Raw genomic sequence first — 12,329 nt, 5'->3', positions numbered from 1 at the left:
GGGAGGGCACTGAAATGGCGAAGATCATCCTCACCACGGACGTGGCCAACCTGGGCGGCCCCGGCGACATCGTCGAGGTCAAGGACGGCTACGCGCGCAACTACCTGCTCCCGCGGGGCTACGCGATCGTGGCCTCCAAGGGCGCGGAGAAGAACGTCCGCACGATCCAGCGCGCGCAGGAGAGCCGTCGCATCCGCGACCTCGACCACGCCAAGGAGATCAAGGCGACGCTGGAGGGCCTCGGCGCCATCCAGCTCACCGGCAAGGCGGCCGAGGGCTCGAAGAAGCTCTTCGGTTCGATCACCGCCGGCGAGATCGTCGACGCGATCAAGGCGGCCGGTGGCCCGCTGCTCGACAAGCGCGTCATCGAGCTGCGCGACCACATCAAGACCGTCGGCAAGCACTCGGTCGGCGCCCGGCTGCACCCGGACGTCAAGGTCGACGTGCGCCTCGAGGTCAAGGCCTCGCAGTAAGGCAGTACGCCGTGCGGAAGGCGGGTCGCTCCCTGGTGGGCGGCCCGCCTTCACGCGTTTCGGGGGAACCCCGGACAGGCGGCCGCCGTCGTAGGACAATGGAGCGGGACGCGAAGGGAGCGCACTCGGATGGGTAACGAGGTCAACATGTCCGCGCCGTCCGGCGGAGGGGGTTTCACGTTCGACGCCGACAAGATCGACGGCGTGATCAAGAAGTGGCAGGACCTCCAGGCCGACCTCAAGCGCGACTACGACGACGCCAACCTGATGGCGAACGTCAAGGCGCCCGGCAAGGAGTTCGCCAGCGGCGACTGGGAGAAGCTCGCGAACCCGTCCGGCAAGGCCTTCCTCGAGCAGAACTCCAAGATGCAGGAGTACGTCAAGAACTACATCGACGCGCTCACGGCCGCGAAGCAGAAGATCACCACCAAGGAGTCGGAGACGCAGGCCGACCTCTCGAAGACGGGGAACCAGGCCACGTGAACCGACGACTCCTCGCCGCCGGCGCCCTGGTCTTCGCCGTGCTCGCCGTCGCGGGCTGCTCGGGCAAGACGCGCGGCACCGCCAACCCCGCGCCGACCGAGGACGCCACCTCCAGCGAGACCTCCCGCTCGGCCGCCGACTCGGCGCCGCGGGTGCCGGAGCCGCTGAACACCGCGAACATCACCGCGGACGCGTGCAGCACCATCAACGCGGCCGGCCGCGCCACGCTGGGCCTCGGCGACGGCACCCCGCGCAGCACGGGCAACGGTCCGAGCTGCACGTTCCAGGAAGCCGCCGACCCGGGCAACCAGATCGACGTGACCACGGTGACGGCGAACAAGAACGGGCTCCAGGACGTCTATGACACGAAGGGGAACGACGCCTACTTCGGCGAGTCGCAGGCCTACGGCTACCCGGCCGTCTACGCCGCCGCGCTGGACGACCGCAAGAACGGCAAGTGCGGCCTGTTCGTCGGGGTGACCAACGAGCTGGCGGTCAACATCCTGGTCCAGTACGACCACGGCGCGGGCGCGTCGGACCCGTGCACGGTCGCGGGGAAGTTCGGCGAAGCGATGATCCAGACCTTGATGGGGGGCTGAGATGCTGGAACTGGTCCTGCTCGGCGGTTTCGCCGCGTACAACATGGCCACCACGCACTCGGACGACCACACGTCGGTGCAGGGTGACCGCAAGATCGACTGCTACGACATCTGGCACCAGATCACCACCGGCCCGGGCACCGGCTCGATCCAGAACGGGCAGGCGGCGGCGAGCCGGCTCAAGGGCGCGTACGCGGACCGGCTCACGACCATCGACGCCCTGGCCAAGGAGATGGACGCGGCCTGGACCGGCGGTGGTTCGGAAGCGGCGCAGAACGCCGGCGCGCACCCGCTGCGGGTGTGGATGGAGGACTCGGGCACCAAGCTCACCGACTCCGACAAGTACCTCGGCGAGCAGAACAACGCCTTCACCACCGTGCACGCGCAGGTGCAGGAGGTCCCGAAGGACCCGCCGAAGAACAACCTGCTCAACGCGGTGACGCCGTGGACGACCGACACCGACCGGGCGATCCGCGACTACAACGCCAAGGGCCAGGCCAACGTCGACGCCTTCAACACCTACTACAAGGCGAGCAACGACAACGGCCAGAACATGCCGACGTACTCCGCGCTGAAGGGGCAGCAGGAGAACGTCAACGTCGACAACGGCAAGGACGGCAAGAAGAAGCCGGGTGACGACGGGACCGGCACCGGGGACGGCGAGCGCGGAGGTGCTCCGGGCACCGGTCCCGGCGGCGTGAACATGCCCGGTCCGGGCGGCGTCCCGTCGTTCAACGGCCAGCCGCCGAACACCCCCGGCGGCAGCTTCGACCCGTCGAAGGTGCCCGGCGGGAACTTCGACCCGTCCAAGGTGCCGGGCTTCGACCCCTCGAAGGTCCCGAGCGGGAGCTACGACCCGTCGAAGCTGCCCGGTGGCGGCAACTACACGCCGCCGAACTTCAACGACGGCACGCACTCGTCCGGCTTCTCGCCGTCGGCCGTGCCGGGGATGCCGGGCTTCGGGCCCGGCGGCGGCACGCCGAGCTTCTCCGGTGGCGGCGGCAGCGGGTTCGGCCCCGGCGGGTCGGGCGGGGTCGGCGACCCGACGGCGGGCTTCGGCCCGGGCGGCGGCGCGGGCTTCGGGCCCGGCGGCTCGAGCGGCGCGGCCCTGCCGGGTGGCGCGGGCGCGGCCGGCGCGGGCCGGGGCGGCATGGGAGCCGGTGGCGCGATGGGCGCGGGCGGCGCGGCGGCCGGGCGCGGGGGTGCCACCGGGATGGGTGGCATGGGCGGCATGGGCCACGGCGCCAAGGGCCAGGGCGGCGGCGACGAAGAACGCACGTCGAAGTACCTGCTCGGCGACGACCCGAACGACATCTTCGGGACCGACGAGCTGACGGCCCCGCCGGTCATCGGCGAGTAGCGCACGCGGGACGGCCGGGCGCGTGCCAAGATGGGCGCGCCCGGCTCGTCGAGCTGCACCGGGTTCGGATTCCTACTGGGGGAAAGCGTGCTGGACAGGCAGGTCACGATCACGACCGGCACCCTGGTCAACCTGATCAGGCGCCGCGGCGGCGAGCCGCACACGGTGCTGTCCGAGACGCCGACCTGGTACAGCGACGAGGCCCAGCGCGCTGAGGACGAGCGGGTCAACGCCGAGCTCGCCAAGGCCGGGCTGTTCGGCCCGCGCGGCATGCACCCCGGGTTCGTCGCGACGGTCGAAGCGATCGCGCGGCCGCAGCTGGAGTACTACGCCTGGGTCGACGGCGGGTTCCAGGGCAAGCCGGTCAGCTACCGGCTGCTGGCCGGCAGCGCCGGCGGGGAGGCGTTCGTGCTGGCCAAGCACGAAGAGCTGGACGTCGTGGTGCTGGAGTCGACCCGGCCGGGTGAGCTGCTCGACGACTTCCTCGGGCAGATCCCGAAGCTGGCACCGGGCCGCGGCACGCCGCTCGCGGTGCCGAAGAGCCAGCTCGAGGGAACCGCCCGCGGTGACGACGGCGGGTACGCGGTGCTCCGCAACGACCGCCCGGCCGAGGGCTCGCAGGAGGTCCAAGAGCTCCGGCGGATCCTGGCGCTGCGCCGAATGGGGAGTGGCAGCCTGTACGTGGCGGCCCGCAGCCGCACCGGCGCCTGGCGCCGGATCGAACGCCCGGTGAACTACATCGATACCTCGGAAGGCCGATGGCTGACCGAAGAGGTTCCGGGGCGCGGGGAGAACCGGATCGCCTTCACCCCGGCCGACCAGCGCGTTCTCGCCGACCGGTTACGCAGCGCACAGGGCAGGCTCACCGCGGCCTGACCCATCGGCCGTTCAGCCCTCCGGGTTACCGCTCTACCCTCCGTGATATTCATCCACAGGGCGCGCGGCCCAATGGGCTCCGGCTGGTCCACGACACGCCGAACAACGGGTTTCACGCGACACGCCGGACGAGTTTCCAGGAAGTTCTCCACACCTTGTTCACAGGGTTTGACCTGCGGATTCGCCGAAGCCGATCAACCTTGTCCCCAACTTGTCCACAGCTCTCGCGCCACCTGTGACTGGTTACCCCTATTCATCCCCAGGTTGTCCACAGAAGGGTCCCCATCCTGAATTGCCATCCGCCTTCCGGGGGATCTAGCGTGCCCGCTCGGGCCTGTACTCACGGTGGCGCTCCGCGTGTCTAAGACGACTGGCGGACGTTGTCCCCGATCATCGGTGAGGGGCCCGGGGACGGGTGACGCGGATCGAGCCGCGTGCTTCGAGAGCGAAGATCCGGCATACTCGAACGGGTGTTCGACACGATGAGGAGGTGTCCGGGGCGGTGGCGCTGACCGACGACCGCAGTCCGATGTACGCGGAGTCCGACCCGGGGCCGAGCGACCCCGGTCCGGGGGGTGGCGGTGGCGGGTTCGACCGCCAGCCGCCGCAGGACATCGCGGCCGAGCAGTCCGTGCTCGGCGGCATGCTGCTGTCCAAGGACGCGGTCGCCGACGTCATCGAGGCGCTCGGCCCCGACGACTTCTACCGGCCCGCGCACCAGGCGATCTACGACTGCATCCTCGACCTCTACGGCCGCGGCGAGCCCGCCGACCCGATCACCATCTCGGCGGAGCTGGAGCGGCGCGGGGAGCTGGGCCGCGTCGGCGGCGCGCCGTACCTGCACACGCTGATCGCGACGGTGCCGACGGCGGCGAACGCGGGCTACTACGCGGAGATCGTCGCCGAGAAGGCGGTGCTGCGCCGGCTGGTCGAGGCGGGCACCCGGATCGTGCAGTACGGCTACGGCGCGGCCGCGGCCGACGGCGCGAACATCGACGAGGTCGTCGACCGCGCGCAGGCCGCGATCTACGACGTCACCGAGCGCCGGACCAGCGAGGACTACGTCGCGCTGGAAGAGCTGCTGCAGCCGACGATGGACGAGATCGACGCCATCGCCTCGCGCGGCGGCCAGTCCCAGGGCATCCCGACCGGCTTCACCGACTTCGACGAGCTGACCAACGGGCTGCACCCGGGTCAGATGATCATCGTCGCGGCCCGTCCCGGTGTCGGCAAGTCGACACTGGGCCTCGACTTCGCGCGGTCGGCGTCGATCCGGCACGGCCTGACCAGCGTCATCTTCTCGCTGGAAATGAGCCGGACCGAGATCGTCATGCGCATGCTCTCGGCCGAAGCCAAGATCCGCCTCGCCGACATGCGCGGCGGCAAGATGTCCGACGACGACTGGACGCGGCTGGCCCGCCGGATGAGCGAGGTGTCCGAGGCGCCGCTGTTCGTCGACGACTCGCCGAACATGACGATGATGGAGATCCGCGCGAAGGCCCGGCGGCTGAAGCAGCGCAACGACCTGAAGCTCGTCGTCCTCGACTACCTCCAGCTGATGACGTCCGGCAAGCGCGTCGAGTCGCGGCAGCAGGAGGTCTCGGAGTTCTCGCGGCAGATGAAGCTGCTGGCGAAGGAGATCGAGGTTCCGGTGATCGCGATCAGCCAGCTGAACCGTGGTCCCGAGCAGCGCACGGACAAGCGCCCGATGCTGTCCGACCTGCGTGAGTCCGGCTCACTGGAGCAGGACGCCGACCTCGTCATCCTGGTCAACCGCCCGGACGCCTGGGAGCGCGACGACCCGCGCGCGGGCGAAGCGGACCTGATCATCGCGAAGCACCGTGCCGGCCCGACGGCGACGATCACCGTCGCGCACCAGCTGCACTACAGCCGGTTCGTCGACCTTTCCCACGACTAACCGAGCGCGCTGTACCCGCGGACGAACGCCGTGAGGAGCCGGCCGAAGTTCTCGCGGTCCTCCTCCGGCCAGTCCGCCATGACCTCGGCGAACACCGAGCGCCGGAACGCGTGCAGTTCGTCGAGGTGCGCTTGGCCGGCCTCGGTCGGCACGAGCACCGCGCGCCGTCCGTCGCGCTGATCGGCTTCGCGGCGGAGCAGCCCCTGCTCGACCGCGCGCGCGACCAACCGGCTCGCGCGCGGCTGGTCGACGCCCATCGCCGCGCTCAACGCGGTCACCGTGCCGGCTTCGCCGCGTTCGGTGAGCTCTTCGACGACGTCCAGCAGTTCGTGCACCGGGTCGTGCGCGCCCTGGCCGCGGGCCTTGCCGATCCGGCTCAGCGCCCGCCGCTGCTGGCTGCGGCGGATCGCGATCATGGCGCGCTCGACCTCGGCCACCGCGTCCGTCATGGTTGCTCCACCTCCGAACTGCATGTACTTTTACATGTAGTTGTTCATCGACATTGTCGGAATACCCATGAAACCCCTCGGGTGGCACCTGCGCCACGTCCACGAGCTCCTCGAGTCCTCCATGGCCCAGGCCCTCGACGCGGAGTCGCTGAGCCGCCGGCACTGGCAGGTACTCAACACGATCGCCCTCGGCGCCCGCACGCCGGAGGAGGTCGGCGCGGCACTGGCCCCGTTCGGTGCGACCGGCGACCACCTGGCCGACCTCCGGACCCGGGGCTGGGTCGCCGGAAACGGTGAGCTCACCGACGCCGGCCGCGAGGCCCACGCCCGGGTCGAAGCGCGCGTCCAGGCGTTCCGCACCGCCGTGACCGACGGCATCAGCGATGACGACTACCGCACGACGATCCGCACTCTGGAGCGCTGCGCGGCGAACCTAGAAAGCCACTAGAGGAATATCCCGGACAACGACGGCGTCGGGTATCCTAGTAGTTGAACTTTCAAGCACTGGAGCCGTCGATGACCCGCACCCCGGTCCTCTACCTCAGCCACGGAGCGCCGCCGCTCGCCGACGACACCACGTGGACCCGCCAGCTCGCCGACTGGTCGGCCGACCTGCCGAAGCCTCGCGCGATCCTGGTCGTGTCGGCGCACTGGGAGGAGGCCCCGCTGACCATCGCGGCCACCACGACCGTGCCGCTCGTGTACGACTTCTGGGGCTTCCCCGAGCGCTACTACCAGGTGAAGTACGCGGCGCCGGGCGCGCCGGAGCTGGCGGAGAAGGTGCGGAAGCTGCTCCGCTCGACAGACACTCCGGTGCACGACGCGCCCGAGCGCGGCCTCGACCACGGCGCCTACGTGCCGCTGGTCGAGATGTACCCGGACGCCGACGTGCCGGTGCTGCAGGTGTCGATGCCCTCGCTCGACCCGCGGGAGCTGTTCGACCTCGGCCGCAAGCTCGCGCCACTGCGCGACGAAGGCGTGCTGATCATCGGCAGCGGCTTCTTCACCCACAACCTGAGCGGCATGGCCCGCGCCACCGACGGGACGCCGCCCGCGTGGTCGGCCGAGTTCGACCACTGGGGCGACGAGGTCGTGCGCGGCGGTGACATCGACGCGCTGCTCGACTTCCGGCACAAGGCGCCGGCCGCGGCGCTGGCGCACCCGCGGATCGAGCACTTCGCGCCGCTGTTCGTCTCCCTCGGCGCGACCGCGGAGGAGAAGTCCGGCCGCACGGTGATCGACGGCTTCTGGCACGGGCTGGCGAAGCGGTCCCTGCAGTTCTCCTGACCTTCCCCCGAACACGAACGAGCCCCAGGAACCTGATCGGTTCCTGGGGCTCGCCGTCTCCAGGGAAGGAGCGTTCCATCGATCGTCAGGCGCTCCGTGCGAGGAGACCTCGCGGCGCGGTGGAGCGCCTGCCGGGGTTCGGGGGCCGGGCGGGTCCTGGCCGGACCCGCCCGGCGTCACCGGACTACTTGCGCTTCACCAGGCCCAGCAGCTTCGCGAGGAAGCCGGTGGAGTCCAGGCCCGGCATCGCCGGGACCTGCGCGGCCGGGGCGGCGCTGTCCAGCACCGGCAGCTTGGCGTTCACCGGCAGGGCCGGGGCGGCCGGCAGGGCCGGGGCCGCGGGCAGCGCCGGGGTCACCGGGAGGGCGACCGGCAGGGTCGGCACGGCCGGCAGGCCGGCGGTCGGCAGGTCCGCACGCTCGGTGTGGCCGGGCAGGCCGTTCACCACGGGCAGCGCCGCGGGGGTCGGCAGGCCCGCCTTCGGCAGCGCCGGGGCACCGGCGAGGCCGCCCGCGGCCGGCAGCTGCGCCAGCTTGGTCAGCCCGGCCAGCGGGTTGCCGCCACCGGTCGGCAGGTCGGCCCGCTCGGTGCCGAGGGGCGCGGCGACCGGCAGCGCGGGCAGGCCCTGGGTGGGCAGCCCCGCGGTCGGCAGCTTGCTGGTCAGCCCGTCCACCGAGGGCAGGCCCTGGGTGGGCAGCTTGCCGGTGAGGCCTTCCAGCGAGGGGAGACCCTGCGTCGGCAGCCCGGCGATCGGCAGCTTGCCGGTCAGCCCGTCCAGCGACGGCAGGCCCTGGGTGGGCAGCCCCGCGGTCGGCAGCTTGCCGGTCAGCCCGTCCACCGAGGGCAGGCCCTGGGTGGGCAGCCCCGCGGTCGGCAGGCCACTGCGCAGCGCGGCCAGCGAGGGCAGCTCGTCGGCGGCCAGCTCGGAGCCCTCGACCGGGAACGCGATGGCGTCCTCGGCCTCGTCGATGCTCGTCATGTCCGTCGCGTCCGCGGTCGCGACCCCGAGCAGCTCGAGGGGCACCCCGAAGATCTGCACCGGCAGCGCGAACGCGTGGTAGAAGTTGTAGCCCGACAGGCTGGACCCGTCGCCTTCGGTGATGGCCTCGCCACCGTTCTGCGTGGTCAGCGAGTTGTCGCCGATGGCGTGCGCCACGCCGCCCACGGCCACCGCGTCGCCGAACAGCTGCACGATCGCCGTCGCCGGGATGTCGAGGATGTTGCCGGAGATGGCGCCCTCGACACCCGAGGTGGTGTCGTCGCCCGCGTTCTCCACGGACGTCGTGTTGATCCCGGTGCCGCTGGCGACACCCGCCGCGCTGACGGCGTCCCCGAAGACCTGCGCGACCGGCAGCGCGTCCGCGCCGACGATGTTGCCGGCCACGGCGCCACCGTCACCGTTGGTGGTGGCGTCGCCGCCCGCCTCCGACGTGGTGTCGCTGGTGCCCAGGCCGTGACCCAGGGCCGCACCCGCGACACCGTCGCTGAAGACCTGCGCGACACCCGCGACCGGGGCCTTCACGATGTTGCCGGCCAGCGCACCGTCCTGGCCGTCGGTGAGGGCGTCGCCGCCCGCCGAGGAGTCGGTGATGTTGTCGTTCTCACCGGTGCCGATGCCCGCGAGGGCGGCACCGCTGCCGGCGGCCAGCACCGGGAGCGAGACCGGGGCCTCGATGATGTTGCCGGCGCCGGCGCCGGCGGGGCCGTTCGCCGTGACGTCGCCGCCCGCGTTGGACGTCGTGTCGGTCGAGCCCGTGCCGTGGCCCTGGCCGACGAACGCGCCGCCGATGTTGGCGACCTGCACCGGCAGCGACGCCGGCACGGTGCCCAGGTTCGAGCTCAGGAAGCCGTTGTCGTCGTGCGTGCTGCCACCGCCGCCGCCGGAGACGACCTTTGTCTCGTCGGCCGAGCCGGAGCCCTGGCCGATGAACGAGCCGCCCACGCCGAAGACCTCGGCGGGCAGGCCGACCGGCACCTGGACGACGTTGCCCGAGCCGGACGAGTCGTTGCCCTGCGTGCCGTCGTACGCGCCGGCGGTGACCGTCTTGTCCTCGGTCGCCGAGCCGGAGGCGTTGCCGATGTGGCTGCCGCCGATGCCGAAGACCTCGGGCGCGCCCGCGGCCTGGGTGTTGACGATGTTGCCGCCGAGGACGGAGCCGTTGCCCTTGGTGTAGCTGCCGTTGCCCGCGTTGGCGTCGGTCGTGTTGTCGTGCGCCGCGTTCGCCTGGCCGATGTAGGTGCCACCGATGCCGAAGGCCTCGACCGGCAGCGCGACCGACGGGTTCAGGACGTTGCCCGAGCCGCTGGCGTCGTCGCCGGCGGTCTTGACGAAGCCACCCGAGTCGACCGTGCTGGAGGAACTGCCGGTGTCGGGGATGCCCGCCGAGGCGTTGCCGATCCACGAGCCCGCGACACCCGCGACGTTCGCGATCGGGGACAGCGAGGCCGCCCCGCCGTTGCCGGACAGGAACGAGTCGTTGCCGGACGTCTCGAGGTAGGTCGGGATGCCCAGGCTGCCTTCGCGGGTGTCCCCGGCGGTGGCGTCGGCCGAGGTGTTGCAGCCGTCGGAGTTCGACAGCGAGCCCCACACGGCGCCCGAGTTGCAGTTGAACTTGACCGGCAGGGCGATCGGCGCGCCGACCACGTTGCCGGAGCCGCTGGCCTGGTCGCCGGAGCTGAGCAGCGAGCCGCCGGAGGTCGCGACGGTGTCGGCCGTGTAGCCGTGGCTCTGGCCGTTGCCGAGCAGGTACGAGGCGGCGTTGCCGGTCACCTGCACCGGGGTGGCGAACTGGCCGGCCACGATGTTGCCGGAGAGGGACGAGCCGTCGCCGTTCGTGTCGACGTCGCCGGTCTCGGTCGCGCTCTGGCTGGCCGAGCCACCGGTCACGCGGCCGGTGCCGCCGGCGACGCCGCCGCCGTTCCCGGCGATCTGGACGGGGAGCGCCCAGTCGAGGGCGACCGCGTTGCCCGCGAGGCTCGAGTCCTTGCCGGTCGTCGCGATGTCCTGGTTGTGGTCCCAGGTCTGGGTGTGGTTGCCACCCTGGACGGTCGCGTCGCCGAGCACGCCGACCGCGTTGTCCACGATCTGGATCGGGACGACGACGTCGCCCGTGACCTTGTTGCCCTTGAGGTTGTTGTGGCTCGGGGTGAACGCGCCCGCGCCGTCGGCCTTCGTGGCACCGCCGAGGGTGCTCTGGCTGATCGGGCTGGCTTCGTCGAGCTGCTGGGCAGCCTGGTTCGCCGCCTGGGTGACCGGCTTGGCGCTCAGCTCCGTCTGCCCGGCGGGCAGGTCCAGCTGGCCGAAGGGGGTGCCGACCGCGTTGTTGGCTTCCTGGATCGGAACCGTGACGTTCAGGTCGAGCGGCGAGGCAGGGGTGTCGGGGTTGACGTTCTCGTCAGCCGAGGCGATGCCGGTGCCCAGCATCAGCAACCCACCCGTGACAAGTGCGGTCTGGAGTCCGCGCTTTGCCCACGTCTGCATGGGGTTTTTCTCCTTTATTTCGGGTTCCCTTGCGGGCTTGTGGAGGTGCGCTCGTCGAAAAGGGGATGGCGTCCGAGCCGCACCAGAGGGGGAAGGACCAGCTGCGGGCGCGCAAAGGCGCACCGCCGTGTCACGGGAAATCCGCGGACGCAGGAGCCGTCGTCAGAAGACGGACTTGGGCGCGTCAGCGACCCGTGAAGGGAGGTGTTCAGTCAGGAGTGACACCGGGCTGCTCGCCCGGGGTGCGCATCGTGGTGCGCAGGCCGGCGCGGCTCATCGCCGCGACGGCGGACTCGACGGCTTCGGTCGTCCAGAACGGGACGCCGAAGTTGGGGCCGTCGAGGTGACCACCGGGGGCAGAGCTGCCACCCGGGGCGGTGGGGACGGACGGCGCGACCGGAAGCTGCGCCGGGGTCAGCGGGGACGGCAGGTCACGGTGCCCGTCGCGGGACGAGCCCACGGCACCGGTGCCGTCGTGGTGCGCGGCGGCCTTCGCCAACGCGAGGGCGGCACGCACGGATTCGGGAAGTTCGACGGTCGTGACGGCGGCCGGCTGGGCCACCTGACCGGCGCCGGAGGTCACCGGCTGCGGCTCGACCGGGGCGAGGCCCGGGAGCTCGGGGAGCAGGACGTCGCGGCCGGCCGGGTCGAGCAGCTGCCACACGCGGTGGCCGAAGTCCTGCGCCGGCGCCGGGGCGACGGTCTCCTCGAGGACCTGGCGGGTGTCCTCCGGCTGGCGGGCGATGTGCTCGGCCGCGCCGAGGGTGCGCTCCACCGGGCTCAGCACCGCGTCGTCGGCGAGGTCGGACACCGAGTCGCTGACGCGCTCGGAGACCTCGTGCTGGAGGGTGCGGGCGTCGGTGTGGCAGGAGCGCTGCGGCTCGCTCCACGTCGTCGCGTCCTGGTGGCAGTTCGCCGCTTCGGCGAGGCCGCCGGCGGTGTCACCCGCGAGCTTCGCCGTGCCGTGGTTGACGTCGCCGAGGCTGCCGGCCGTGGCGTCGGTGAACGGGGTGACGGAGGCGGTGCCGACCTCGACGGTGTCCGCGGAGGCGGTCGCACCGGAGACGAGCCACGCGGCGGCGGTGCCGGCCACGGCGCCACCGAGCACGAGCAGCGCACGCGACACGAGCCGGCCGGCGCGCTTGGCGCCCTGCCCCTCGTTCGTCGCGTGGTCCACCACTTGGTGCGTCTCCTTCGAAACCGGGTGATCGTTCGGCGATTGCCGTTGCGGAAGCGACCTAACCAAATCCGCGACGCGGCTCGCACCCTCGACACGACTTGATGCCCCCATCGTGTGAAGAACACAGCGTGCAACCGGGCCTGACACCGGGTGATCCCCCCTGGCAGCCGAGCGTGTCGGACTCGGCCCGCGGAAAGCGGCCGAATCGGGCGGTGTTGCCAGT

Annotated in this window: 11 protein-coding genes; 8 read left to right on the top strand and 3 right to left on the bottom strand. The window is 71.6% G+C overall.

What is annotated here, in order from left to right; all coding sequences use genetic code 11:
* The first annotated feature begins 14 nt into the window (after window positions 1-14).
* The 6 genes from rplI to dnaB all read left to right on the top strand — a co-directional run bounded on the left by rplI (window position 15) and on the right by dnaB (window position 5,709).
* Window positions 15-473: a 50S ribosomal protein L9 gene (gene rplI, locus ABFJ78_RS02835; protein WP_257926071.1), complete on the top strand. Its 459-nt coding sequence runs from the start codon at window positions 15-17 to the stop codon at window positions 471-473.
* A 129-nt stretch (window positions 474-602) separates the two neighbouring features.
* On the top strand, window positions 603-956 hold the full coding sequence (locus ABFJ78_RS02830; RefSeq protein WP_400866210.1) for a hypothetical protein: 354 nt from the start codon (window positions 603-605) through the stop codon (window positions 954-956).
* The gene (locus tag ABFJ78_RS02825; protein ID WP_436384008.1) at window positions 953-1,555 is read left to right on the top strand and encodes a DUF3558 domain-containing protein; all 603 of its coding nucleotides are present in this window, start codon (window positions 953-955) and stop codon (window positions 1,553-1,555) included. The genes ABFJ78_RS02830 and ABFJ78_RS02825 overlap by 4 nt, the downstream gene beginning before the upstream one ends.
* Window position 1,556: 1 nt before the next feature.
* The gene (locus ABFJ78_RS02820) at window positions 1,557-2,915 is read left to right on the top strand and encodes a hypothetical protein (RefSeq protein WP_436384006.1); all 1,359 of its coding nucleotides are present in this window, start codon (window positions 1,557-1,559) and stop codon (window positions 2,913-2,915) included.
* Window positions 2,916-3,002: 87 nt separating this feature from the next.
* Window positions 3,003-3,791, top strand: a complete 789-nt coding sequence (locus tag ABFJ78_RS02815; RefSeq protein ID WP_436384005.1) for an ESX secretion-associated protein EspG — start codon at window positions 3,003-3,005, stop codon at window positions 3,789-3,791.
* Window positions 3,792-4,293: 502 nt separating this feature from the next.
* Complete coding sequence (dnaB, locus tag ABFJ78_RS02810; protein ID WP_436385367.1) at window positions 4,294-5,709, top strand: replicative DNA helicase; 1,416 nt, start codon at window positions 4,294-4,296, stop codon at window positions 5,707-5,709.
* On the opposite strand, the gene ABFJ78_RS02805 is transcribed toward dnaB, so the two are convergent.
* Window positions 5,706-6,158, bottom strand: a complete 453-nt coding sequence (locus tag ABFJ78_RS02805; RefSeq protein WP_372667503.1) for a MarR family winged helix-turn-helix transcriptional regulator — start codon at window positions 6,156-6,158, stop codon at window positions 5,706-5,708. The two genes, dnaB and ABFJ78_RS02805, sit on opposite strands and share 4 nt — an antisense overlap.
* Window positions 6,159-6,225: 67 nt before the next feature.
* Between ABFJ78_RS02805 and ABFJ78_RS02800 the strand changes: the two genes are divergently transcribed.
* Entirely contained in the window at window positions 6,226-6,606 is a 381-nt protein-coding gene (locus ABFJ78_RS02800) for a MarR family winged helix-turn-helix transcriptional regulator (protein WP_436384004.1), read from the top strand.
* Between the two features lie 68 nt (window positions 6,607-6,674).
* A complete protein-coding gene (locus ABFJ78_RS02795) occupies window positions 6,675-7,445 on the top strand; it encodes a dioxygenase family protein (protein WP_436384002.1) in 771 nt (256 codons plus the stop codon).
* Between the two features lie 184 nt (window positions 7,446-7,629).
* On the opposite strand, the gene ABFJ78_RS02790 is transcribed toward ABFJ78_RS02795, so the two are convergent.
* Both ABFJ78_RS02790 and ABFJ78_RS02785 read right to left on the bottom strand, forming a co-directional pair.
* Complete coding sequence (locus ABFJ78_RS02790) at window positions 7,630-10,926, bottom strand: beta strand repeat-containing protein (RefSeq protein WP_436384000.1); 3,297 nt, start codon at window positions 10,924-10,926, stop codon at window positions 7,630-7,632.
* A gap of 208 nt (window positions 10,927-11,134) precedes the next feature.
* Window positions 11,135-12,106, bottom strand: coding sequence for a hypothetical protein (locus ABFJ78_RS02785; RefSeq protein ID WP_436383999.1), 972 nt, complete (start codon window positions 12,104-12,106; stop codon window positions 11,135-11,137).
* Window positions 12,107-12,329 lie beyond the last annotated feature (223 nt).

This window comes from Amycolatopsis sp. MEPSY49 (genome assembly GCF_051337345.1).
In the GTDB taxonomy this organism is placed as follows: domain Bacteria; phylum Actinomycetota; class Actinomycetes; order Mycobacteriales; family Pseudonocardiaceae; genus Amycolatopsis.
This window is presented reverse-complemented; position numbering and strand designations above follow the sequence as displayed.

What these genes read in the sequence shown, in the direction of transcription:
- ABFJ78_RS02820 (WP_436384006.1), top strand. Translation starts at nt 1,557, where the DNA reads ATGCTGGAACTGGTCCTGCTCGGCGGTTTCGCCGCGTACAACATGGCC.
- ABFJ78_RS02830 (WP_400866210.1), top strand. Translation starts at nt 603, where the DNA reads ATGGGTAACGAGGTCAACATGTCCGCGCCGTCCGGCGGAGGGGGTTTC.
- ABFJ78_RS02800 (WP_436384004.1), top strand. Translation starts at nt 6,226, where the DNA reads ATGAAACCCCTCGGGTGGCACCTGCGCCACGTCCACGAGCTCCTCGAG.
- rplI (WP_257926071.1), top strand. Translation starts at nt 15, where the DNA reads ATGGCGAAGATCATCCTCACCACGGACGTGGCCAACCTGGGCGGCCCC.
- ABFJ78_RS02805 (WP_372667503.1), bottom strand. Translation starts at nt 6,158, where the DNA reads ATGACGGACGCGGTGGCCGAGGTCGAGCGCGCCATGATCGCGATCCGC.
- ABFJ78_RS02790 (WP_436384000.1), bottom strand. Translation starts at nt 10,926, where the DNA reads ATGCAGACGTGGGCAAAGCGCGGACTCCAGACCGCACTTGTCACGGGT.
- ABFJ78_RS02795 (WP_436384002.1), top strand. Translation starts at nt 6,675, where the DNA reads ATGACCCGCACCCCGGTCCTCTACCTCAGCCACGGAGCGCCGCCGCTC.